Source organism: Pseudomonas sp. FW305-3-2-15-E-TSA4 (genome assembly GCF_058787295.1).
Genome location: NZ_JBYSZP010000016.1, coordinates 144181 through 169012 on the forward strand (window position 1 = coordinate 144181; position 24832 = coordinate 169012).

Annotated in this window: 14 protein-coding genes; 6 read left to right on the forward strand and 8 right to left on the reverse strand. The window is 58.4% G+C overall.

The window, feature by feature from the left end; translation table 11 throughout:
* Positions 1–4: 4 nt before the first annotated feature.
* The 3 genes from AC3WMV_RS22065 (at position 5) to AC3WMV_RS22075 (ending at position 12966) form a co-directional block, all read left to right on the forward strand.
* On the forward strand, positions 5–11737 hold the full coding sequence (locus AC3WMV_RS22065; RefSeq protein WP_103370562.1) for a two-partner secretion domain-containing protein: 11733 nt from the start codon (positions 5–7) through the stop codon (positions 11735–11737).
* The gene (locus tag AC3WMV_RS22070) at positions 11738–12307 is read left to right on the forward strand and encodes a hypothetical protein (protein ID WP_103368578.1); all 570 of its coding nucleotides are present in this window, start codon (positions 11738–11740) and stop codon (positions 12305–12307) included.
* Positions 12308–12600: 293 nt separating this feature from the next.
* Positions 12601–12966, forward strand: coding sequence for a hypothetical protein (locus tag AC3WMV_RS22075; protein WP_103368577.1), 366 nt, complete (start codon positions 12601–12603; stop codon positions 12964–12966).
* Positions 12967–13058: 92 nt separating this feature from the next.
* On the opposite strand, the gene AC3WMV_RS22080 is transcribed toward AC3WMV_RS22075, so the two are convergent.
* Together AC3WMV_RS22080 and AC3WMV_RS22085 are read right to left on the reverse strand one after the other, a co-directional pair.
* Entirely contained in the window at positions 13059–14102 is a 1044-nt protein-coding gene (locus tag AC3WMV_RS22080) for an LLM class flavin-dependent oxidoreductase (protein ID WP_103368576.1), read from the reverse strand.
* A gap of 139 nt (positions 14103–14241) precedes the next feature.
* Positions 14242–14727 carry a flavin reductase family protein gene (locus AC3WMV_RS22085; protein ID WP_086790921.1) on the reverse strand — a complete coding sequence of 162 codons (486 nt, stop codon included), beginning with the start codon at positions 14725–14727 and terminating at the stop codon, positions 14242–14244.
* Between the two features lie 324 nt (positions 14728–15051).
* Here AC3WMV_RS22085 and AC3WMV_RS22090 point away from each other — a divergent pair, with 324 nt between their 5' ends.
* Positions 15052–16473: a purine-cytosine permease family protein gene (locus AC3WMV_RS22090; protein ID WP_103368575.1), complete on the forward strand. Its 1422-nt coding sequence runs from the start codon at positions 15052–15054 to the stop codon at positions 16471–16473.
* 296 nt (positions 16474–16769) lie between these two features.
* Complete coding sequence (locus tag AC3WMV_RS22095; protein WP_027613051.1) at positions 16770–17870, forward strand: polyamine ABC transporter substrate-binding protein; 1101 nt, start codon at positions 16770–16772, stop codon at positions 17868–17870.
* A gap of 245 nt (positions 17871–18115) precedes the next feature.
* Here the strand turns inward: AC3WMV_RS22095 and AC3WMV_RS22100 are convergent, their stop codons facing one another.
* From AC3WMV_RS22100 to AC3WMV_RS22115, 4 genes are all read right to left on the reverse strand, one after another.
* Positions 18116–19093 (reverse strand): TerC family protein, encoded by a 978-nt coding sequence (locus AC3WMV_RS22100; RefSeq protein ID WP_103370561.1) that lies wholly within the window; start codon positions 19091–19093, stop codon positions 18116–18118.
* A 274-nt stretch (positions 19094–19367) separates the two neighbouring features.
* Entirely contained in the window at positions 19368–19868 is a 501-nt protein-coding gene (locus tag AC3WMV_RS22105) for a hypothetical protein (protein WP_103369695.1), read from the reverse strand.
* 225 nt (positions 19869–20093) lie between these two features.
* Complete coding sequence (locus AC3WMV_RS22110; protein ID WP_103369694.1) at positions 20094–21806, reverse strand: amidase; 1713 nt, start codon at positions 21804–21806, stop codon at positions 20094–20096.
* Between the two features lie 139 nt (positions 21807–21945).
* Entirely contained in the window at positions 21946–22734 is a 789-nt protein-coding gene (locus AC3WMV_RS22115) for an AraC family transcriptional regulator (protein WP_103369693.1), read from the reverse strand.
* Positions 22735–22818: 84 nt separating this feature from the next.
* Between AC3WMV_RS22115 and AC3WMV_RS22120 the strand changes: the two genes are divergently transcribed.
* The gene (locus AC3WMV_RS22120; protein ID WP_103369692.1) at positions 22819–23817 is read left to right on the forward strand and encodes a bile acid:sodium symporter family protein; all 999 of its coding nucleotides are present in this window, start codon (positions 22819–22821) and stop codon (positions 23815–23817) included.
* Between the two features lie 83 nt (positions 23818–23900).
* Here the strand turns inward: AC3WMV_RS22120 and AC3WMV_RS22125 are convergent, their stop codons facing one another.
* Both AC3WMV_RS22125 and AC3WMV_RS22130 read right to left on the reverse strand, forming a co-directional pair.
* Positions 23901–24095, reverse strand: a complete 195-nt coding sequence (locus tag AC3WMV_RS22125; RefSeq protein ID WP_027613057.1) for a PLD nuclease N-terminal domain-containing protein — start codon at positions 24093–24095, stop codon at positions 23901–23903.
* 54 nt (positions 24096–24149) lie between these two features.
* Complete coding sequence (locus AC3WMV_RS22130) at positions 24150–24764, reverse strand: LuxR C-terminal-related transcriptional regulator (RefSeq protein WP_103369691.1); 615 nt, start codon at positions 24762–24764, stop codon at positions 24150–24152.
* Positions 24765–24832: the final 68 nt, after the last annotated feature.

Sequence of the window (24832 nt, forward strand, 5' to 3'; positions counted from 1 at the left end):
CGACATGGATGTTCGTCAGTTCGCCTTCCTTGCAGGCCAGCCTTCTGCGGCCGTAAAAAACCGTGAGTCGTTTCTGGGCATGCCCAAGCGCGGGCTGGCGTTCCTGCTGGCGAACGTCATGTTCTGGCAACCGATGTGGGCGCAGGCCGACGGCATTGTCGTGGCCAACCCGAACACCGCGCTGGACCGGGCCGGCAATGGCGTGCCGATCATCAACATCGCCACGCCCAACGGCAGCGGGCTGTCGCATAACCAGTTCCACGATTACAACGTCGGCGCGCAGGGTGTCATCCTCAACAACGGCTCGAGCCAGACGTCGAACACACAATTGGGCGGCCACATCATCGGCAACCCGAACCTGAAAAACAGCGGCTCGGCGCAAGCCATTCTCAACGAAGTCATCAGCGGCAACCCGAGCCAGTTGCGCGGTTACACCGAAGTGGCGGGGCAGTCAGCGCGAGTGATCGTCGCCAACCCGTATGGCATCACCTGTAATGGCTGCGGCTTCATCAACTCGCCACGGGTCACGCTGACCACCGGCAAACCGGTGCTGGATGGCGCGGGGCGGCTGGATCGTTTTCAAGTTGATCAGGGCAGCGTCGCCATCGAAGGCGCCGGCCTCAACGCCAACAACGTTGACCGTTTCGAAATCATCACCCGCAGCGCGAAGATCAACGCTGAGCTCCAGGCGCAGAACCTGACGATTGTTGCCGGGCGCAACGACGTCAACGCGCAGACCTTGAACGTCACGGCCCGTGCCGATGACGGCAGCGCCAAACCGCAACTGGCGATTGACTCCTCGGCGCTGGGCGGGATGTATGCCGGGGCGATCAAACTGGTGGGCACCGAGGCCGGGGTCGGGGTGAAGCTCGACGGTAAACTGATCGCCAGCGGTGGCGATATTCAGCTTGATGCCAATGGTCAATTGAGCCTGGCCGATACCTCGGCGACCGGTGCAGTCAACGCCAAGGCGGCCAGTCTCGATGCGCGCGGGCCGGTGTATGCCGGCACGACATTGAACGTGCAGACCCAAGGCAATCTGACCAACCGCCAGACCCTGGCTGCCCGCGACAGTATCAACCTCAGTGCCGGCGGTCAGCTGACCAACGCCGGAGTCATCGAGGCCGGGGTCAACGCCGACGGCAGCCGTAACGCCAACGGTGATCTGAGCCTGAGTGCGCAAAACCTCGACAACACTGGCAAAAGCCTCATCGCCGGCCGCAATCTGACAGTCAGCACTGCGCAAACCCTGAGCAACCAGGGCGGTACGCTCAGCGGACAAACCACGGCGATCACGGCGGGCACGCTGGACAACCGCAACAGCGGCCGCGTGCTCGGTAATGCGACGCTGAACGTCACCGCCAATCAGCTATTCAACACTCAAGGGGTGATCCATAGCTCGGGCCATCTGACCGGTAGTTTCGGTCAACTGGACAACAGCAACGGCGAGTTTTCCAGCAGCGGCGTCACCCGGCTCAACGCGGCAACGGTGAACAACCGCAGCGGTCAGATCCTCGGCGATCTGGGGCTGAATATCGACCTCAGCGGCGCGCTGGACAACCGTGACGGCGTGCTCGGCTCCGGCCAGTGGGTGAGTCTGCAGGCGGCCAGCCTGGATAACCGCGATGGCGGTGTGCTGGTCAGCGACGGCAGCCTGACCGTGCGTCTGCGCGGCGCACTCGACAACCGCAACAAAGGCGAGATCACTGCCAAGGGCGCCATCGACGCGCAAACCGGCAACCTCGACAACCGCGACGGCAAACTCATCGGTAAAACCACCCTGGCACTGCGCAGCGATACCGCGGACAACCGTGCCGGCGTGATCCAGGCCGATCAGCAATTGACACTCAACGTCGACCGCCTGGACAACCGCGACAAGGGTCAGATCACCGGCAAGTCCGGTATCGCTTACGCCGGTACACGTCTGGACAACAGCGGCGGACTTATCAGTGCGGTCGGTCCGGTCAGCCTCAACGCGGGCGAAGTGCAAAACGCCGCAGGCCGAATTTCCAGCCAGAACGATCTGACAGCGACCATCGGCCTGTTGCAACAACAGGGCGGTGCGCTGGTCGCTCAGGGCAATCTGAGCCTGACCGGCAAGACGCTCGACAACCGCAATGGCGGTCTGGTCGGCACCACAAAAGCGCTGACCCTGACAGTCGACGACATCGACAACCGCAACGGCGAAATCTCCAGCAGTCTGCTGTTGAACATCAAGGGCCAGCGCCTGGACAACAGCGACAGCGGCAAGCTGCTGGCCGGCACCGACCTGGGCCTCGCCGTGGCGAAACTGATCAACCTGAATCAAGGCCTGATCAGCGCCAAGGGCGCAACCACGCTGACCGGCAGCAGCCTGGATAACAGCGGCGGTCGCTTCAACAGTCTCAACGGTCTGGTGATTACCCTCGACGATGCCTTGATCAACGCGCAGGGCACTATCAGCAGCGAGGGCACGCTGACGGCCAATCTTGGCCGGTTCGACAACAGCGCCGGTGGCCTGAGCACAGCCGGCGTATTGTCGGTAACCAGTCGTGGCGCGGTGCTCAATCGGGCGGGTTCGATCAACACCGACAGCTCCTTGACCCTGACCAGCGCCAGCCTCGATAACAGCCAGAAAGGTTTGATCAGCGCCAAAGGCGCCAGTCATGTCGATACCGGTGATTTCGATAACAGCCTGGGCGGCAAACTCACCAGTGAAGCGTCTCTGACGCTCAAGGCCGCTCAGGTCAACAACGCCACTGGCCGGATTGCCAGCCAGCAAGCGTTGAACGTATCGGTCACCGGGCTGGATCAGCAGGGCGGCGAACTGTTCAGCAAATCCGACCTGACCCTTGATTTGAACCACGGCCAATTGAACAACCAGAACGGTTTGATCAACGCGCCCGGCACCCTGCTGCTGAAAAACCTCAATGGCGTGAACAACCACAGCGGCGAGATCTCCAGCCAGCAAGCATTCACCCTCGCCGCCAATGACCTGGATAACAGCAACGGCAAGCTGATCAGCCAGCAAGGGCTGACGCTGCGTATTGCTCAAGCGCTGAATAACCTCAAAGGCGTAATTTCTGCGGCGGCACTCGACAGCCATTCCGTGAGCCTCGACAACCAGGATGGCTTGATCAGCAGTCGTGGCCCTCTGGTGCTAACCACCGACAAGACCTTGAACAACCAGTCCGGCACACTCATCGCCGACGGTGAACTGGCGCTGACCGCCGATACGCTGGTCAACCAGCAGGGCAGTATTGCCGGCAAGTCCGATGCCAGTGTTCAGGTCAAAAACCTGAACAACCAGAACGGTAAACTGATCGCCACCGGTATGCTCAAACTGAGCGCCGAGACCCTCGACAACCGCCAGGGTGGCTTGCTCGGTTCGACCAAAGCCATGACCCTGACGGTCGCTGAGCTGGACAACCGTGGCGGCGAAATCTCCACCAACAGCGATCTGCTGCTGACCGGTAAAAAACTCGATAACAGCGATGGCGGCAAGGTCTTCATCAGCCAGGCACTGACGCTCACGGTCGATCAGTTGCTCAACCGCAACAAGGGCCTGATCGACACGGGCACGCTGCTGAAGCTGCAAGGTCGTACGCTGGACAACAGCGGCGGTGAATTGCTCAGCCAGCAGGACATGCTGCTGAACCTCAGCGGCGACTTCACCAACCAACTCGGCAAAGTCAGCAGCGAAGGCGCGCTGACCGTCAATACTGCGCAACTGAGCAATACCGGTGGCAGCCTGTCCAGCGCTGCAGATATCACTCTCGACAGCAGCGGCAACATCGATAACCAGGCAGGCAGGATCGTCACCGATGGCGCCCTCGTGCTGAAAAGTACTGGCCTGGATAACCGGCAGAAGGGCACCCTCAGTGGCAAAGGCGCGGTCACGGTCACGACCGGTGACTTCGATAACAGCAGCGGTTCGCTGAGCAGCGCCGACACGCTCAATCTCGTCGCCGGCCAGGTAACCAACAGCGATGCCGGCAGTATCGGCAGCCAGGGCGCACTGACCGCATCGGTGACCGGCTTCGATCAACAGGGCGGCAAGTTGCTCAGCAACACGCGCCTGAACTTGGACCTGAATCACGGCCAGTTGAACAACATCAACGGCGTGATCAGCGCGCCTGGCACTTTGTTGCTCAAGCAACTCAATGGCGTCAACAACCAGGGCGGTACGATCTCCAGCACTGAAGCGTTCGTCCTTACCGCGCAGAGCCTGGACAACAGCAACGGCAAACTCTTGAGCAATCAGGGCCTGACCCTGCGCATTGCCAACGCGCTGGATAACGTCAAGGGCCTGATCGGCGCGGCGTCGATTGATGCGCGGGCAGGCAGCCTGAACAACAGCGGTGGCAGCCTGGTCAGCCGTGGCGATCTTGAACTTACGGTCGATGGCCTGTTGCGCAACGATGCCAGCGGCCTGATCAGTGCTGCGCAGGCGCTGAACATCAGCAGCGCCGATCTGAACAACCAAAGCGGCACGCTGCTGGGTGTCAGCGCGGTCACGCTCAATGCGATGGCGCTGAACAACCGTGACAGTGGTTTGATCAACAGCAAGGGCAATCTGAAGCTGACCGCGACCAGTCTCGACTCCAGCAATGGCGGTGAAGTCTCCGCCGCGGGTGACATCGATCTGACCCTGACTTCGTTGACCCAGAACGGCGGCCGCCTGTTGGGCGACCAAGCCATCACGCTGGAGCTGGCCAACGGTGACCTCGACAACCAGAGCGGCCTGCTCACCGCCAAAGGCCCGCTGACCCTCAAGCGTCTGCGCGACCTGAACAACCAGCGCGGTGAGATCTCCAGCAACCTGAGTTTTGACGTCATCGCTCGTGCCGTGAATAACAATGCCGGCAAGTTGATCAGCGGCGAAAAACTCTTGCTGCGTGGCACCTCGATCACCAACCAGAAAGGCTTGCTGTCCGGCTGGCAAGGGTTGAGCGTCAGCGGCAACAGCCTCGACAACCGCGACAGCGGCACACTCTCGAGCAAATTCGGTGATGTCGCGGTCGAGCTCCAGGACGCGTTGCTCAACAGTGGCGCCGGTGCACTGGTTGCCGAGGGCAGCCTGACCGTCAAGGCCGGCAGCCTCGATAACAGCAACAAAGGCATTCTGAGCAGCGGAGCAGGGCAGACGCTCACGCTAAGCGGCGCGCTCAATAACAGTCAGGGCGGCTTGATCGCCAGCGACGGTGCGCTGGATCTGCTGAGCATGGCGCTGACCAACGTCGGCGGCGCGATCAATGCGCAGCAGGCGATCACCGCCACGGTTTCGCGACTGGACAACAGTGGTGGCCAGATCGCCAGCAACGACGCGATCACCCTCAACCTCAGCGGCGACCTCAACAACAACGGTGGCCGACTGGCTGGCGCGGGCCCCGTGCTGATCAAGGGCGTGACTGATCTGAGCAACCAGAACGGCCAACTCGCCAGCCAGAAGAATCTGAACCTGTCGAGCGGCACGCTGGACAACAGCAACAAGGGCACCATCGCCGCCAATGATCTGCTACAGATTACCGCCAGCGGCGCAGTGCGCAACAACGCTGACGGTTTGATCTACAGCCAGAACGCCGCGCTGCAACTGAAGGCGGCGAGCCTGAACAACGGCAAGGGTGCGCTGCAAAGCGAAAACGGCCTGACCCTGGATATCAGCGGCGACCTCGACAACCAGAGCGGCAAGGTCATCGCACAAAACGGTGATGTGAGCATCAACGCCGCCAATATCGATAACCGTGGCGGGACTCTGTCCAGCATCAAGGGCGCGCTCGAAGCGCGCACGGTAGGTGTGCTGCGCAATGGCTACGACCTCAACAACAACCGTCAGGGCGGCATCATTCAGGCACAGGGTCTGAAGCTGTCGGCACTGGCCGGGCTGGACAACAACGGCGGACGCATCTCCGCGCAAGCGACAGACGCGAACATCACCACGGCCGGATTCGATAACCGCAACGGTGTGCTTTATGCCAAAGGTCTGGTGAGCGTCAGCGGCACCAATCTGGACAACGGCGCCGGGCAGATTGCCGGTGAGCGCATCGACTTCGGCCTCAGCGGCGCGCTGAGCAACGTTGCGGGCGTCATTGAAAGCAACACGCAACTCGCCGTCAGGGCGGCCAGCGTCAACAACCAGAATGGTCGTCTGCGTTCGCTGGGCAACTCGGGCAAGACCGATTTGCAGATCGGCGGCCAACTCGACAACCGCAACGGTGTGCTGGAAACCGCCAACACCGACATGACTGTCAACGTCGGAAGCTTCCTCAATGACGGCGGGCAACTCAACCACGTCGGCCGCGGCAAGTTCGAAATTTCCACGGCCAATGTGATCGGTGCGGGTGGCAGCATCACCACCGGTGGGCTGCTGGAACTCAATGCCGATACCTGGAACAACTCCAGCGTGATTCAGGCCGGAACCTTGAACGTCAACGTCCGGCAGTTCAGCCAGAGCGCCAGCGGCAAGTTGCTCGCCTCGGATGTATTACAGCTGCGGGGCGGCAACTGGACCAACGACGGCTTGATCGCCAGTGATGGCTTGATCGATATGCAGTTGAGCGGCGGCTACAGCGGCAATGGCCGGCTGTCGAGCCAGCGCGGCACTTACCTCTCCGCAGCACAGATGAACATCGGCGCGGGCGGCAGTTTTGCTGCGGGTGCGACCTCGACCATCAGTGTGGGTGGGGCACTCATCAACGCCGGGCGCATCACTTCCAGTGAAGACCTGATCGTCAATGCCGGTAGTGTGACCAACTACGGCACCTTGGGTGCGGCGCAGAACCTGAACATCAACACGCCTTCGTTGCTTAATGATCGCGGGCTGATATTCAGCGGCAACGACATGACGCTCAGTGTGGGCAATCTGACGAACCAGAAAGGTGATTTCTACGGGTTGGGGAATGTGACCATCAAGGGTTACGGCGGTGCTGCGCGGGCTGCAGGTGTCTACAACATCTCCGGGTCAATGGAGAGCGGTGGTGGGTTCCAGATCAACGCCGATGTTTTCGAGAACCGTACCGAAGGTCCGGTGATGTCGGGCGATCGCAAACTGATCTCGGGTTATATCGCCAATATTTGCAATGACTGCAGGGGCGGTACTTTCACCTTCACACTGATAGCTCGCGAGCTTTTTCAAAGTACTGACACTGATAGCAGCGCGTCAGCAGTGCTCAATGTCGGCAAGGATTTCGTTTTCAAGGGTGGTACGTTTCTTAATAGCAAAAGTACTATCGCCGCGAGCGGCAACATCGACATCACTGCTGACAACTTGAAGAATATCGGTGCAAAAAGCGGGACGATCGAGCGCTCAAGTACTTACGTACTCACCATGGGGGGCGGTACTACGACGCAATTTCTCGAAGACGTCGTAATGCCCTACAACCAGCGAAACAATCCTGATTTCCCGTATGTGTATTACATCGATCCGTCAGGCGGCATCCGTAAGGCCATCCCGAAATCCGGTCGTATCAGAGAGGGCAACCGCGACGGTGAGTGGTATGACGTGGTTTCGCTCAAAGACAGTGAAACGGGCGCCGTTGTTAGTGCGTTGCGTGGATACGGCATCGCACTTCCGGCTCTGAACTACGGCTTTGAAACCACAACTCCCTCCCTGTATGACCCGAACAATCTAGTTGAACTGCCCGGCCAGTTGACCCAGTACAAAGCGGAGTCTGTCACTGAAATCGCCGTGGACAGCACCGGTGCTGCCAGTACCAACACTGGCCGCAACGCAGTCATCCAGGCAGGCGGCAACGTATCGATCACCGCCGCCAAGGAACTGGAAAACAGCGTTATCCACCAAGACTACGGCTCGACCGGAGGCACCAACAAGGTCGGCAACACCAACGTCGGCAACACCGGCACCACCGTTATCCGGATCAACAGCCAACTGCCGCCGGACCTCGCCCAGCAGCAGGTCAACCCGCTGTCCCTGCCAGGCTTCTCCCTGCCAACCGGGGAGAACGGTCTGTTCCGCCTGAGCGGGCAGGGCGCCGCTGATACTGCGCCAGTCGCCGCGACCGGCCCGGCGCCGACCTGGACCGTGGGCGGGCAAACCGTCGCCACGGAAGCTCACGTCGTGGCTGGCAGCAGCGGCGGCCCGCGTAACCTTTTCATTGACGCGCCGCCCGCAGTCTCCGACAGCACGCGCGCAGTGGATACGTTCCACCGCACCCCGAGCGTCGTTCAGGCTGTCGCCAGCACGGTCGACGTCAACGTGCCGGTCAAACCCGCCGGCCCGGGCATGAAAGACCGCGGCAACGACGCCAGGGAGTCGATCGACACCCGTCCGGTGACCCGCGTCACCGGTCTGCCGGACACCAAGGCGCCGTCCAACGCACACAAATACCTGATCGAAACCAACCCGGTGCTGACCGACCTCAAGTCGTTCATGAGCTCCGACTACCTGCTGGAAAAACTCGGCTACGACCCCGACCAGAGCGCCAAGCGTCTCGGCGACGGCCTCTACGAGCAACGCCTGATCCAGCAAGCCGTGACCGCCCGCACTGGCCAGGCATTCATTGATGGCCAGACCTCCAACGAGGGCATGTTCAAGTACCTGATGAACAACGCCATCGCCAGCAAGGACGCCCTCAATCTGTCGGTAGGCGTCGGCCTCACCTCGCAGCAAGTTGCCGCGCTGACGCACGACATCGTCTGGCTCGAAGAGCACGAAGTGAACGGCGAAAAAGTGCTGGTGCCGGTGGTTTATCTGGCGCAGGCCAATGGTCGTCTGGGTCCTACCGGGGCGCTGATTGCCGGTAATGATGTGACGCTGATTGCCGGTGAAAACCTGGATAACGTCGGGACGTTGAAGGCGACGAATAATCTGTCGGCGACGGCGGGTAACAATCTGATAAATAGTGGACTTATTCAGGCTGGGAATCGTCTGGATCTGTTGGCGACCAACGACATTATCAATAAATCCGGGGGCGTCATCACCGGGCGTGAAGTGTCGCTGAACACACTCAGTGGAGATGTAATCAACGAGCGCACTGTTACTTCATCCGACAGCAGTACACGTTTCGGTACTCAGCATCACGATTTCGCCGATACAGCTGCACGTATCGAAGCCACCAATGACCTGAGCATCATGTCCGGCCGCGACATTAATATCTCCGGTGGTGTGCTGCAAAGCGGTCGAGACATGGATCTTGATGCCGAGCGCGATCTCAATATCGCAGCGACACAAGTCACTAACAGCGTATTTCACGACAGCAAACACAACAGCAGTGACGTCACTCAACTGGGTGCGAACGTCAATGCGGGACGCGATTTCACAGCGCAGGCCGGTCGCGACTTGGCAGTGATCGCCAGCCAGATTGATGCTAAGCGCGATGTCTCGATGAGCGCTGCCGAAAACTTGATCATCAGTTCTGCGGCGGACGAACAGCACTCTTTGTCCAAGGGCAAGAAACTTACCGTTCAGGAAGATCATGTCAGCCAGGTCATGTCGGGGGTGACGGCAGGCGGCAGTGTGGCGCTTAGTTCTGGCGAAGATCTGACCGTCGTCTCCAGCCGGGTCACGGCGGGCGACGAGGCGTATCTGGTAGCGGGTAACAACCTGAATATTCTCGCGGCCCAGGACACTGATTATTCGCTGTACGACAAGAAGAAAAAGGGCTCTTTCGGTTCCAGTAAGACCAAGCGTGATGAGGTGACCAAGGTCGACAACATTGGCAGTGTGATCACCTCGGGTGGTGACATGGTCCTGGTGAGTAATGGCGATCAACATTACCAGGCCGCCAAACTGGACAGTGGCAATGATCTGACCATCACCAGTGGCGGCTCCGTTACTTTCGAAGGCGTCAAGGATCTGCATCAGGAGAGTCACGAGAAGAGCAGTTCAAGCTCGGTCTGGAGTTCTGCGAAGGGGCGAGGGAATACCGACGAAACACTGCGTCAGACCGAACTCACAGCTAATGGCAATCTGGTAATCAATGCTATTGACGGCTTGAATATCGACCTGCGCGACATCAACCAAAAGTCGGTCAGTCAAACGATCGACGCCATGGTCAAAGCAGACCCGGGGCTCGCCTGGTTGAAAGACGCCGAGAAACGCGGTGATGTTGACTGGCGCATGGTCAAGGAAACTCACGAATCGTTCAAATACAGCAACTCCGGAATGGGGCCGGCAGCCATGCTGGCGGTGGTCATCATTGTTTCTGTGCTGACAGCAGGAACCGGAACAGCCGCGACGATAGGGGCTACTGCAGGTCAAGCGGCTTCGTCTGCGGCAATCGCTGCGGGTGCTTCCGCATCTACGGCTGCTACCATTGCCGCGGCTGCATCTGCGGCAGCCACGGCGGCGTTTTCTGCAGCGGTAGGGCAGGCTGCTACCAGTGCAATCAACAACAAGGGCAACTTGGGCGATACCTTCAAGGATGTGATCGCTTCAGAGAGTTTCAAAAGTTACGTTTTCGCTGCAATCACGGCAGGTATTGCCTCGAAATTCGGATACAACCCCACAGATCTGAACTTCGATCTGGACAGTGTCCAGAGCGTAGCTATGAAGGCGACGTTTGATGCCTTGGCGAAAACGGCGGTCATGGGCGGAAGTCTTCAGGACAATCTGGTTTCTTCAGCACTTGGCTCCGTCGTTGCCATCGGTGGCGCGGTTGCAGCTAATAAAATTGGTGATATCACCGTATTCGACCAAGGCAAAGTCACCAAGGTTGTGATGCATGCCGCGCTGGGCGGTTTGATGGCCGAAGCGATGGGTGGCGATTTCCGTACCGGTGCGATTGCAGCGGGGGCGAATGAGGCGCTGGTTGATTTTCTGGCCGACAAACTGTTGCCGGTAGGTGTTGACAAGAACAGTGCGGTTTATCAGCAAGGGGTAAACAAGTTACTGGCAGCCTCGCAGTTGGTTGGCGTACTGACGGCTGCAATTACAGGTGGGGATGCGTCCACTGCTGCTGCTGTGACAGCCAATGCAACCCAGTACAACAATCTTGACCATCCGTCCGCCGAACGATTGCTCAAAGAGCTTGAGGGATGTCGATCAACTGCTGGTTGTAGTGCGCAAACGATCCGCGACATCGTCACTAAGTATGAGGATCTGTCCGCCCAACGTTCGATGGCAATCAATGATTGCAAAAGTCGGGCATGTGTTGATGAAATCCAGAGCAGCGCCGTTTCCATGGATACTCCGGTGGCGAAGGATCTGTTGAATTTCCTTCGCAGAAATGTTTCTTACGACATGGTGGGTTTGCTTAATGGTAACCCCTGGTCGATAGCCGTTCCATCGCAGGGCGTTGACGGTTGGGGGGCTTTATTTACCTCCGATAAACAGATGGCCTTCGCCAAAAACCTGGCAGAAGGTTGGTTGACCCCCGACGAGATGGCTCTCGCAGACCAGTGGGCAAAAGATACCAGTTGGCTGGATCAGCAAGCGGGTCAGCCGCTAACGCTGCAACAGCGGGCGACGTTGATGACTGAGCTGCAGATGACCGCAGGGATGTTACTTATTGGCAAAAGCGCCCCTTACCAAACTGGTATAGAGTTTAAGCCAAAATGGACGCGAAAGAGCGTGGGCCAAATTGATGCTTATACCTCACCTTCAGAAGCAATAAAAACGCTGGAAGCCAACGGTTACAACAGAACGTTTTCAGGGGACGGAACGGTCTCCATGCTGACCAAAGGAGACAGGACTTATAAGTTCTATCCGATGTCTACGTCGACAAAAGAACCTACGGCAGAATTGCTAATTAAAGGCATCGACAGATCGATTGTCAAAATCCGATTCAAGGTTGAGTAAATGAGCCTGTCAAAAGTGGAATTTAAAGAAGTGAATCGCATAACGGCAGCGTTAGCGAGGCACCTTGATTTGGAAAAAGATCTTCCTGCGATGGTCTTTCTTGATTCAGGGCTTGAGTATTATTTTTTTGAAAGGCCAGTGCTAAGTAGTACTGATGTTCTCAGTGACTTGGTTCGCTTGAACTATGAAGTTTTCTCGACAGACGTATTCGCCTTGTTCAGCGCACCTTCTGGCTTGTGCTACCTTTTCGATGGGAACAATGTCGATGAAGGTATCGAAGTCTTGAATTCTGGCTTTCGGGACTTTTTCAAAGGCACTGCGGATTACCCGATGATCATCGGTAATCTGGGTTTTGATTGGCTATTGTTTGAAAGTGCTTACGAAGAGTTTGGTGTGCTGGCTCTGAGTAAGGCCAATGCCAAGTTAAAATTTTCTGAGGGCTTAGGGCGTAATTTGATCCGTTCCAAGGAGTTTCAAGCCCTTAAAGGTCGTGATGGAACTTTGGACACAATCATTGACGCGTTTCATGATTATTTCAATGATGAAGGTGGGCGGGTCCCGCTCGAATAAACCATACCACTTCCGCTTGTTCCTCCCGGTATTGGAGATCGAACCATGAATGCTCTGCAACAGGATCTGGTGATCGATCTCCCGTGTGGAAAAGTGTTGAGAAGAAGGCCCTCAAGGTTGTTTTTTTTCGGGCTCCGCTGTGCCAGCATGTAGGTGCGGCCAGACCACGTTTAGATAAAGGGGCACGGGCCACAGCTTTGAAATTTATTTAAGAAACGTGGTCTGTCCGCGTTTTCCCCACGTGATCGCTATCTAAAAATTCAATTGAATGTATTTACAGTGGAAAATTGAATATGCGAGTCGATAGTATGTTTAATCAGGCTAGAGCTATGGTTGCAGGGAACTATAGCTACGCGATTGATGAACTTGGTTTTCGTCCGGAACAAGCGTTTGCGTATACTCAAGATGAATTGGAGCGTCTTATGCGAAAGGATTCTCCTGGCGCTAACGCAGTTCTTCAGACCGCTATTTATATGGAAGGCATTCGTCGTGGGTTAAGGCTGTCAAGGGAAAGTCAATACGCGATTGATGTGTTGGAATTTTTGGCAGATACGTACGAAAAGTGCAGCGTTGAGAGTCTTGTAGAAATCGGCGTTGATGATAAAGAATTAGAGATTATCCAGTCTGATATGGACACTGTTAGCAAAGTGTTTTTGTGATTGGAATTATTAGGCCGGGTTTCAATTGCTGCTGAACTGAAAAGCCCCGAACTGCTCGGAGCTTTTTATTTGGACTGGCGATCGGCAGTGACTTAACGAAACGCCGGCACCACATCCCTGATAAATAGCTCCAACGACTTCTTCTTCTCCGCATGCGGCAAGCTGTTGTCACACCAGAAACTGAACTCATCCACCCCAAGTTCCTGGTAATACTTGATCCGCGGAATGATCTCTTCCGGCGTACCAATCATCGCCGTCTTGTGCAGGCTCTCCAGCTCAAACTCCGGGCGGCCAGCAAATTTCTCTTCTGGGCTGGGAGCGAGGAAGCCGTTGACCGGTACTTCCTTATTGCCGAACCACGCATCAAACGTGCGGTAAAAACGTGAGATCGCTTTAGCGCCGACTTTCCAGCCGCCCGGATCGTCAGCCGAATGCACGTGGGTGTGGCGCAGCACCATCAGTTGTGGACGCGGGACGTTGGGGTTGTTGTCGAGTGCGGTCTGGAACTTGTTCTTCAGGTCGACGACTTCTTCGTCACCTTTCATCAACGGCGTGACCATCACGTTGCAACCGTTGGCCACGGCGAAATTGTGCGAATCCGGGTCGCGGGCGGCGATCCACATTGGTGGATTCGGCTTCTGGATCGGCTTCGGCACGCTGGTCGAGGTCGGGAATTTCCAGATGTCGCCGTCGTGGGCGTAGTCGCCTTGCCACAGGGCGCGGACTACGGGGACCATTTCGCGCAGGGCCTGGCCGCCGCTGGAGGCGGGCATGCCGCCGGCCATGCGATCGAATTCGACCTGATAGGCGCCACGGGCCAGGCCGACTTCCATACGTCCGTTGCTGATGACGTCGAGCAGCGCGCATTCACCAGCGACCCGCAGCGGGTGCCAGAACGGCGCGATGATGGTGCCGGCTCCGAGGTGAATGGTGGTGGTTTTGGCGGCGAGGTAGGCCAGCAGCGGCATCGGGCTTGGCGAGATGGTGTATTCCATCGCGTGATGTTCGCCGATCCACACGGTGCTGAAACCGCCGGCCTCGGCCATCAGGGTCAGTTCGGTCAGGTCTTCGAACAGTTGGCGGTGGCTGACGCTTTCGTCCCAGCGTTCCATGTGGATGAACAGGGAAAATTTCATGACGCTTCCTCGGGTCTTTTATTGTTGAGGCTACAAAACCTGTAGGAGTGAGCCTGCTCGCGATAGCGGTGTGTCAGAAAACACTTCGACATCTGCTAAACCGCTATCGCGAGCAGGCTCACTCCTACAATTGTTCCATTCAGGCCAGAACGGGCAGGGCGCCCATCTTGCCGTGGCAATACACCAGCGGCCCGGTGTGCTGCTCCGGGACGATCAGATTCTTCACCGCGCCGACCATGATCGCGTGGTCGCCGCCTTCATATTCGCGCCACAACTCACACTCGATGATAGCCGTCGCATTGGCCAGGATCGGGTTGCCCAGCTCGCTCAACGTCCACTCGATGCCCTGCGCCTTGTCCTTGCCTTTGCGGGCGAAGGCGTAAGCCTCGCTCTGTTGGCCGCCGGACAGGACGTGGATCGCGAATCGCTTGTTCTTGATCAGCACGGGATAAGAATCGGAGCTGTAGTTGGGGCAGAACAGCACCAGGGCCGGGTCGATCGACAGTGAACTGAAGGCGCTGGCGGTGAGGCCGACGATCTGGCCGTCATCGTCCAGTGTGGTGATGACAGTGACGCCGGACGGAAACGAGCCCATGACTTGTTTGTAGATGGCAGCATCGATCATTGGACGGTCCTCGGGTGTTGTGACGCGATTTTTATGTATTTGTTGGTCTGATGGTATACCAGTATTTTTTCTTTGCAAGCGCTTTTAGGCTGAACCGATAAACGTGGTGCTTTCGTCGGAAACTCAGCGTTTATTGGGCTTTCGGCTGGCCTGCAGGCCGCAGTATCAGTGAGGATGGCGGATCAGCTAGCGCCGTAAACTACGGATCAGTCTTGTGAAATGTTTGGAATACCATAATATGGTCTGCATCTGAGGGGCGACCGCAGAGTCCCCCCGGTTTGGCTTCATACAAAGATAAGAACAGACAAACTCGAGTTCATGCATATGTCCCAGATGTCCCGGCAAGATCCGTTGATCGAGAATCACACGGTCGACTACGTCCCACTCGCGGAACGCCACGGGAAGGCCCGCGACCTTTTCACTTTATGGTTCAGCACCAACATCGCGCCATTGCCCATCGTCACCGGCGCCATGGTGGTTCAGGTGTTCCATCTCGACTTGCTCTGGGGGCTGCTGGCGATTGCGGTGGGGCACCTGATCGGCGGCGTGGTGATCGCACTGGCCTCGGCGCAGGGGCCGCGCATGGGCATTCCACAAATGGTTCAGAGTCGTGGTCAGTTCGGGCGTTACGGCGCACTACTGATCGTGTTTTTTGCGGCGCTGATTTACATCGGTTTCTTCATTTCCAACATCGTGCTGGCCGGTAAGTCGATTGTCGGCATCGCACCGTCGGTACCGGCGCCGCTGAGCATTCTGATCGGCGCACTGGCGGCCACGGCGATTGGCGTGATCGGCTACAACTTCATCCACACGCTGAACCGCATCGGCACCTGGGTGATGGGCAGCGCGCTGCTCGCCGGTTTCATCTACATCTTCGCCCACGACTTGCCGGCAGACTTCCTGACGCGCGGCAGTTTCAATCTGTCGGGCTGGCTGGCGACGGTGTCGCTGGGGATCATCTGGCAGATCAGCTTCTCGCCGTACGTGTCCGATTATTCGCGTTACCTGCCGGCGGATATCGGCATCGCCAAACCGTTCTGGGCCACTTATCTGGGCGCGACGCTGGGGACGATTCTGTCGTTCAGCTTTGGCGCCGTGGCAGTGCTGGCGACGCCGGAAGGCACCGAGGCGATGGCGGCAGTCAAGCAGTCCACCGGGTGGCTGGGGCCGATTCTGATGGTGCTGTTCCTGCTCAACATCATCAGCCACAACGCGCTGAATCTGTACGGCGCGGTGCTGTCGATCATCACCTCGATCCAGACGTTCGCCAGTCAGTGGACGCCGAGCATCAAGGTGCGCGTGCTGTTGTCGAGCGTGGTTTTGGCAGGTTGTTGCGTGGTGGCGCTGAGTGCCTCGGCGGATTTCATTTCGCAGTTCATCGGCCTGATTCTGGCGTTGCTGCTGGTGTTGGTGCCGTGGGCGTCGATCAACCTGATCGACTTCTACCTGATCAAGCGCGGCGCGTATGAGATCAGCTCGATTTTCCGCGCGGACGGCGGCATTTACGGGCGCTTCAATCTGCACGCGATCATTGCCTATTTCATCGGGATCATTGTGCAACTGCCGTTCGCCAACACTTCGCTGTACGTCGGGCCGTACGCCAATCTGGTGGACGGTGCGGATCTGTCGTGGCTGTTTGGCCTGGTGGTGACGGTGCCGCTGTATTATTGCCTCGCCACACGCGGGCAGACGCAGAAGCAACGTGGCGAGGGGATTTATCCCCGATCGGCTGCGAAGCAGTCGTGAAGTCAGCGAGTGCGGCCCCCTTTGAGATATAAAGGGGGCCGCTTCGCGCCCCATCGGGGATGAATCCCCTCACCACAAGTGATCCCCGTCCAGCTTCCGCATTCCAGTGGTCATTCAAATTGGCCATTTCGATCCCCTTTTGGCCCATCCCCCACTGTGCCGCGACCCCGCGGTCGGCAAGAATCAAAGCCACAACGAAACGCTGGACCTTCCTTGCCCTTGGCTACCTTTACAGCCGCTGCCGTGTACAGAACATAAAAACCATCGATCTCACGTCGCATTCTGGGGAAACAACCATGGTCACGATGAAACGCATTCTGGGTGCCACCGTGTGTGGGCTGACGCTGCTGGCCAGCGCGGTACACGCCGAGCAGCGCGAGCTGCGGGTCTACAACTGGGCGGATTACGTTCTGCCGTCGGTGCCCAAGGATTTCGCTGCGAAAACCGGCATCAAAGTGACCTGGGACACCTTCGACACCAACGAATCGCTGGAGGCCAAGTTGCTCACCGGCAACTCCGGCTACGACCTGGTGGTGCCGTCGAACCAGTTCATCGACACCCAGATCAAGGCCGGCGTGTTCCAGAAACTCGACAAGTCGAAACTGCCGAACTGGAGTCATCAGGATCCGGCGCTGCTCAAACTGCTTGACGCCAATGACCCTGGCAACCAGTACGGCGTGCCCTACATGTACGGCACGGTACTGATCGGTTTCAACCCGGCCAAAGTCAAGGCAGCGCTCGGCGACAACGCGCCGGTGGACAGTTGGGATCTGGTGTTCAAGCCCGAGAACATGGAGAAGCTCAAATCCTGCGGCGTAGCGATGCTCGATTCGCCGTCGGAAATCCTCCCGCTGGCCCTGCATTACCTCGGTCTCGATCCGAACAGCCAGAACCCGGCCGACTATGAAAAGGCCAAGGATCTGATGCTGAAGATTCGTCCGTACGTGACCTACTTCAACTCGGCCAAATACATGACCGACATCGCCAATGGCGACATCTGCGTGGCCATCGGATACTCCGGCAGCTTCTATCAGTTCGGCAACCGCGCGAAAGAGGCGGGTAACGGTGTGGTGGTCGATTGGCGTTTGCCGAAGGAAGGCGCGCCGATCTGGTTTGATACTTTCGCCATTCCGAAAAGCGCGAAGAATGTCGAAGAGGCGCATGAATTCCTCAACACCTTGCTCGATCCGAAAGTCATTGCGCCGATCAGCGACTTCCTCGGCTACCCGAACGTGAACAAGGACTCGATGCCGCTGGTGAACAAAGACATCACCGGCAACCCGAACCTGACGCCAACGCCTGAGGCTCTGAAAACCCTCTATGTCGTCCAGCCACTGCCGCAAAAACTCGAACGCGTACGCACGCGGGTGTGGACCAGCATCAAGTCCGACAAGTAACGCCGCGGTCACCTGTAGGAGTGAGCCTGCTCGCGATGCGTCGTGTCAGCCGACATTGATGCTGGATGTGCCGGCCCCTTCGTGAGCAAGCCCACTCCCACCCTGGATCTTGTGCAGCCCCGAATCCTTCATCCACCGCCTATCACTGTGGGAGCGGGCTTGCTCGCGAAGGCGTCCGCTCAGCCGACATTTCCATTGAATCTCACGCCGCCATCGCGAGCACGCTCACTCCTGCAGATGTTGTGTCATTCGGTGCGTTGGAGGTCTTCCTTGCGAGTGACGATCAGACTCAACACCACCGACCCCAGAATCACCCCGCCCACCACCGCCAGCGACCACTCCACCGGCATGTGAAACCATGGCATCAGCGTCATCTTGCCGCCGATGAACACCAACACAATCGCCAGTCCATACTTGAGCAAATGAAAGCGGTCTGCCATGTCTGCCAGCAGGAAGTACAACGCCCGCAGGCCCATGATCGCGAAGATGTTCGAGGTGAAGACAATGAACGGGTCGGTAGTGACCGCGAAGATCGCCGGGATGCTGTCGACCGCAAACATCAGGTCGCTGGCCTCGATCAGCACCAGCACCAGGAACATCGGCGTGGCCCAGCGCACGCCGTTCTGCAGCACGAAAAAGCGCTCGCCATGAAAGCCCTGGGTGATCCGCATGTGCCCGCGCACCCAGCGCAGCAGCGGATTTTTGTCGAGGTCCGGTTGCTGCTCGGCGAACATCAGCATCTTGATCCCGGTGATGATCAGGAACACCCCGAAGGCATACAACAGCCACTCGAACTGCGACACCAGCCACACCCCGGCGAAGATCATCGCCGCGCGCATCACGATCGCCCCGAGTACGCCGTACAGCAGCACCCGGCGCTGCAATTCCGGTGGCACGGCGAAGTAGCTGAAGATCATCACGAAGACGAACATGTTGTCGATCGACAGTGACTGCTCGATCAGATAACCAGTGAGGAATTCCAGCGTCTTGCGCTGGGCAATTTCGGCGCCGAACTCGCCGTGCAGATACCACCAGAGCAACCCGGCGAAAGCCAAGGCCAGTGCGCACCAGGCGATCACCCAACAGGACGCTTCCCGCACTGAAACGCGGTGTGCCTTGCGTCCGCCGAAGACGAACAGGTCCAGTGCAAGCATGGCGAGAACGAAGATGATAAACGCGCCCCACATCCATGGTTCGCCAATATTGATATTGTCAGTGGGCATGGCAATCTCCCTGTCTTTTATGTCGTTGGAGGCAGACCGGGACATGCTAGCGAGGAGTGAATGCCAAGGGAAAATCGTATATTCCTGAGGTAAAGTTCGATAAAAACGAAGTGTCTGGCTTTTTTTGCGGCAGGCGTCTTTGCAATGGCAGACGGCATTGATGCGTGAATACGAGAGAAATTTCAGTGCGAGTTAATTTGGAAGGCAGAGTTGCCAAACACTGCGGGCGGGCACCTACCCGTTTGGCATTAATATGTCATTGCGACTGACTTTCTTATTGTGCAGGTTTGTCAAGAGGACCCGACGCCAGCAGTTCTAATCTGCCTTTTACTTTGTGCGGCTTGCCACCGGACTCTATTTGGAAATCAAACTCTGCGTATATTGATTCCTTTGTGTTGTTTTGCTCTCGTTTTCGCTCTAGTTTGATTTCGCCGTTGTCCGCATGAAGCCATCCCCCAGAAGCAATGACGCTGGCACGCACACGGCTTTCGTCACCTTTCTTAATTGGATATGTGCCACTTCCGAGCTTCTGATCAATGATGATAGTAATCTGGTAAAAAACGTCTGCTTCGTGATATCGGCCGATGATGCTGACTGATCCGGGAACCAAAGATGCATAAATAAACAGCTCCGGCCTGAAACTCGGAATGGGCGGAAAATCAGGATTGAATTCGGCCTTGTAGTATTTGCCAACGGGTTGTTCTTCTACTTCTATGAGTAATGGCTTCAAGTCTTCATCGACGCCATGTTGTTTAAGCAGAATGGCATTGCTCATGGTTGCGTTCCTTCAGTGTTGAACGGTTTCAGGGATTTTCCAAATGGAAAGTCTATCGAGTGAGAACGTTACTCGCCGTCCTGTTCGACCGCTACTGTCAGAACTGTCAGTTGCCAGTTATGGGAGAGTGTGTTGGCAGGGTTGTATTGATGCAGAGATGAGTGACAGGGCAAGGCCGCCGAAAGCGGATTGAGACCCTTTCGAGCCTCAATCCAATCCACCTTGTTACTTGCGGGCAGCCAACGCCGGAGTACGCGGCGGCACCTGACGCTTCGATCCGGTAGCCTCAAACGCCGAGGCCAGACGCAACAGATTCGAGTCATCGTAAGCACGACCGGCGAAAGTCAGACCAACCGGCATGCCGATGTCGGCCATGATCCCCATCGGCACAGTGACAGTCGGCACACCGAGATGCCGGATCGCCAGATTGCCGTTGGCGACCCAGACGCCATTGCTCCAGGCGATGTCTGCCGATTCCGGATTGATATCGGCATCTGCCGGGCCGACGTCGGCGTTGGTCGGGAACAGCACCGCGTCGAGTTTCAGCGCATCCATCCAGTCTTCCAGATCAAGCTTGCGGGTCTTTTCCAGACCGCGCAGCCCATCGGGCAGCGTCGGGATCTGGTCCCACGGAGTGATTCCGCGCTCGGCCATGCGCACGTATTCGTCCATGCCGGCGGCCAGATCGCCTTCACGGTTGGGCAGGGTACCCGGGTCGTGCGGGAAGATTTTCGGCCCGTCGACATCGGCCAGGCGATTGAGCTTCGGATCGTCGTTGGCGCGCAGGAAATCATCGAAGGCCCAGGCCGACAGATCCCACAGTTCGTGGTGCAGGAATTCCTTGGAGACGATGCCGCGATTGAACACGGTCGGCGCGCCGGGGCGGTCGCCTTCGCAGTTGGAAACCAGCGGAAAATCCACTTCGATGACTTCGGCGCCGGCCGCTTCCAGCGCGGTGCGGGCCTGGTTCCACAGGTCGATCACCGAAGCGCGGGTGTTGATCCGCTGCCCGGTCGGGCCGCCGATGCCTGGGGCTTCGCTGGTGCCGGCTTCGGGGTCGGCATTGATGTACATCTTCGGTACACCGAGGCGTTTACCGGCCAGTGCATCGGACTTTACCGCCAGCTCGGCGTAGGAGGCCGGGCGCACCGAATCGACGCTCGGGATCGGTACCCACGGCTGCAGGCGCCACAGATCGCCACGGGTGTCGGGGTCTTCGGCGACCACCACGTCGAGCACCTCAAGCAGATCGGCCATGGTCCGGGCATACGGCACCACCACGTCCATGGTCGGCGTCAGCGGCCAGTTGCCGCGCACCGAAATTACTCCGCGCGATGGCGTGTAGGCGCACAAACCGTTGTTCGATGCCGGGCCGCGACCGCTCGACCAGGTTTCTTCCGCCAGACCGAACGCCGAGAAGCTCGCCGCGGTCGCGGTGCCGGCACCGTTGGACGAGCCGGAGGCAAACGGCGCGGTCAGGTAGGCCGCGTTGTACGGACTTTCGGCCCGGCCATAGACGCCACGCTGCATGCCGCCATTGGCCATCGGCGGCATATTGGTCTTGCCCAGGCAGATCGCTCCAGCGCCGCGCAGGCGTTCGATGGTGAAGGCGTCGCGATGTGCCACCAGATCGGCGAATGCCGGGCTGCCGGAAGCAGCGGTCAGACCCTTGACCAGATAGCTGTCCTTGGCGGTGTAAGGGATACCATCCAGCGGGCCGAGGGTTTCGCCCTTGGCCCGGCGCGCGTCGGACGCCCGGGCTTCGGCCAGTGCTTCGGGATTGCGCACCACCACCGCATTCAGTGCGGTGGCGGTGTTCGGGCCGTCATAGGCGTCGATCCGGGCCAGATAGGCCTGCACCAGTTCAACCGCGGTGGTCTGGCCGGCGTCGAGCGCCGCGCGTAATTGAGCAATGGAGACTTCAGTGACTTCGATCATGCTGTTACCGCCGACAGGTTCGCTAAAGGGGAGGATCATTATGGTTATGGTCGAGACGTGTAGAAAATTGCGTATGGACGAAACTCTACCCTGAACTTTGCCGAATGGCATGTGCTAATTCGATAAATATCGACAAAAATCAGCGAAAAAATTCCCCCGGTGTCTCACCAAACTGCTGGCGAAAAGCTGCGATGAACGCCGAGGTCGAGTCATAACCGCAGGCCAGCGCCACGTCGGTGACCCGTTCGCCACGTTCCAGCGGGGTCAGCGCGCCCAGCAGACGCAAGCGCTGGCGCCAGGCACGGAAGGTCAGGCCGGTGTCGCGTAAAAACAGGCGGCTGAGGGTTTTTTCGGTGACGCCGAATTTTTCGCTCCAGTGCTGCAGTGTGGTCTGCTGTTCCGGATGTTGCTCCAGGCTTTGATAGATCTGTCGCAGACGGCTGTCCTGGGGCAGTGGCAGCATCAGGTCGATCTGCGGCGCCTCGGCCAGTTGATCGAGGATCACCTGGGCCAACCGACCATGTGCGCCACCCTCGTCATATTCCACCGGGACCAGACTGAACGCGCGGATCAGCTCGCGCAGCAGGTCGCTGACGCCCAACACATGACAACGCTCCAGCGCCCAGCCAGCCACACTGCAATCGATGTACAGGCTGCGCATTTCCGTGTGCGGCGAGCTGAACACTCGGTGCGGCACGCCCGCCGGAATCCACACCGCGCGCTCGGGTGGCGCGACGAAACGCCCGGCGCCGGTCTGCACTTCGAGCACGCCCTGAATCGCGTACGACAATTGCACCCACGGGTGACTGTGGCGCCGGGTCAGTGCACGATTGGGCAGCGATTCGGTGCGCCCGTATAGCGGACGCGGCAGGCTGGGCAGTCCCGGAATGCTGCGCCGGAAGCTTTTCTCATGTCCTTTAGGCGGCATCTGTTGGCTCTTCGGCGTTAGTCGGTAATTCCCACTCACGTTAGAGTCGCAATCACGTACTGGCAACCCCCGGATGAGCAAACCATGACCCGCCCAAGATTCCTGCCCGACAACTTCACCCTGACCCTGATCAGCGTCGTGCTGCTGGCCAGTTTCCTGCCGGCCAGCGGGCAGGTCGCGGTGGGGTTTGGCTGGCTGACCAACATTGCCATCGCGCTGCTGTTCTTCCTCCACGGCGCCAAACTGTCGCGTGAATCAATCATCGCTGGTGCCGGCCACTGGCGCCTGCACCTGTTGGTGTTCGGTCTGACCTTTGTGCTGTTCCCGCTGCTCGGGCTGGCGTTGAAACCGCTGCTGTCACCGCTGATCGGCGACAAGCTGTACATGGGCATGCTGTATCTCTGCGCGTTGCCAGCCACCGTGCAGTCGGCAATTGCCTTCACCTCGCTGGCCCGAGGCAATATCCCGGCAGCGATCTGCAGTGCAGCGGCGTCGAGCCTGTTCGGGATCTTTCTCACGCCATTGCTGGTGACGCTGCTGCTGAACGTGCACGGCGACGGTGGCTCGACCCTGGATGCGATCCTGAAAATCAGCGTGCAACTGCTGCTGCCGTTTATTGCCGGGCAGATCGCTCGGCGCTGGATCGGCGCGTGGGTGGGACGCAACAAAAACTGGCTGAAGTTTGTCGATCAGGGTTCGATTCTGCTGGTGGTGTACGGCGCGTTCAGCGAGGCGGTCAACGAAGGTATCTGGCACCAGATTCCGCTGGTCGATCTGCTGGGGCTGGTGGTGGTCTGCTGCATCCTGCTGGGGCTGGTGCTGTTGGCGTCGACCTTGCTGGGCAAGGCGTTCGGTTTCAGCCAGGAAGACCGCATCACCATTCTGTTCTGCGGTTCGAAGAAGAGCCTGGCCACCGGCGTGCCGATGGCGCAGGTGTTGTTTGCCGGCAGCACGATTGGTGTGTTGATTCTGCCGCTGATGCTGTTCCATCAGATTCAATTGATGGTCTGCGCGGTGTTGGCGCAGCGCTATGCCAAGCGTCCGGAATCGGTGCCGGAGCTGATGGCGCAGGTTGATCCATAATGCAGTGATGCCCGGCGGTCAGCCATCGCGAGCAGGCTCGCTCCCACAGTTGACCGCGCAGGGCATTACAGCGCAAGAATCCTTCAGTCCTGAGTCACGTGTTTCGGGCCGGCCAGTGCCCAGGCAATCAGGCCAAACAACGGCACGAACACGATGGCGATAATCCACACGCCTTTGTTGCTGCCTTTGCCTGCGCTCTTGCGCACGCGGTTGATCGCCCACAATTCAACGATCACAAGAACGACGGCGAGTACGATCCAGACGGGTTCAATTTGCATGGGCTACCTCCTGATGGTCTTTCAGTTAGGTGAGTCCAAGCGCGCAGGGTTCATTTAAATTGTGCCGCTGCCTCCCGAATACTTCACCGCAGCGGCTGCCCGCGACGGCACATTGAGCGTGCGCAACAGCGACGACACATGGATGCGCACGGTGAACGGCGAGATATCCAGTTCCCGGGCGATCTCCTTGTTGGTCTTGCCTTGGGCGATCAGCCGTAACACATCCTGCTGACGCGGGGTGAGGGCGGTGCCGGTCTCCAGCGGCAGCAGCCCGGAAGGCGCGAACCTGACCAGCACTTCGCCTTCGCGGATCGCCAGAATGGCCTGACCGATCTCATCCGGGACAATGTTCTTGCCGATGAAACCGTCGATGCCGGCCGCCATCACCTCACCAATCAATGACTCGTCGTCGACCATCGACACCACGATCAGCGTGGTGCGCGGCAGTTTTCGGCGCAGTTCGGCGAGTTGGCTGATGCAGGTCAGGCCGGGGAAGCGCAGGTCGAGAATCAGTGTGTCCGGCTCGCTGCCGTCGGGCAGCAAGGCCAGCACGGCGTCGAGGTCGCCGGCCTCCTCGATAGTCGCCTCGGGCAACAGGCGCTGCACGGTGCGCCGCATGGCTTCGCGAAACAACGGGTGATCGTCGGCTATGATGATGCGGCATGTCATGACGTGACCCTCCCTGGATCAGCGTGGTTTACGGCATGCACCTTAGCACCGCAAGCGCAGATTGCCTG

Bases quoted from the DNA above. Each gene is read 5' to 3' on its own strand.
- AC3WMV_RS22085 (WP_086790921.1), bottom strand. From the start codon at position 14,727: ATGATCGATGCTGCCATCTACAAACAAGTCATGGGCTCGTTTCCGTCC.
- AC3WMV_RS22105 (WP_103369695.1), bottom strand. From the start codon at position 19,868: ATGAGCAATGCCATTCTGCTTAAACAACATGGCGTCGATGAAGACTTG.
- AC3WMV_RS22070 (WP_103368578.1), top strand. From the start codon at position 11,738: ATGAGCCTGTCAAAAGTGGAATTTAAAGAAGTGAATCGCATAACGGCA.
- AC3WMV_RS22090 (WP_103368575.1), top strand. From the start codon at position 15,052: ATGTCCCAGATGTCCCGGCAAGATCCGTTGATCGAGAATCACACGGTC.
- AC3WMV_RS22080 (WP_103368576.1), bottom strand. From the start codon at position 14,102: ATGAAATTTTCCCTGTTCATCCACATGGAACGCTGGGACGAAAGCGTC.
- AC3WMV_RS22125 (WP_027613057.1), bottom strand. From the start codon at position 24,095: ATGCAAATTGAACCCGTCTGGATCGTACTCGCCGTCGTTCTTGTGATC.
- AC3WMV_RS22100 (WP_103370561.1), bottom strand. From the start codon at position 19,093: ATGCCCACTGACAATATCAATATTGGCGAACCATGGATGTGGGGCGCG.
- AC3WMV_RS22075 (WP_103368577.1), top strand. From the start codon at position 12,601: ATGCGAGTCGATAGTATGTTTAATCAGGCTAGAGCTATGGTTGCAGGG.
- AC3WMV_RS22110 (WP_103369694.1), bottom strand. From the start codon at position 21,806: ATGATCGAAGTCACTGAAGTCTCCATTGCTCAATTACGCGCGGCGCTC.
- AC3WMV_RS22120 (WP_103369692.1), top strand. From the start codon at position 22,819: ATGACCCGCCCAAGATTCCTGCCCGACAACTTCACCCTGACCCTGATC.
- AC3WMV_RS22115 (WP_103369693.1), bottom strand. From the start codon at position 22,734: ATGCCGCCTAAAGGACATGAGAAAAGCTTCCGGCGCAGCATTCCGGGA.
- AC3WMV_RS22095 (WP_027613051.1), top strand. From the start codon at position 16,770: ATGGTCACGATGAAACGCATTCTGGGTGCCACCGTGTGTGGGCTGACG.
- AC3WMV_RS22130 (WP_103369691.1), bottom strand. From the start codon at position 24,764: ATGACATGCCGCATCATCATAGCCGACGATCACCCGTTGTTTCGCGAA.
- AC3WMV_RS22065 (WP_103370562.1), top strand. From the start codon at position 5: ATGGATGTTCGTCAGTTCGCCTTCCTTGCAGGCCAGCCTTCTGCGGCC.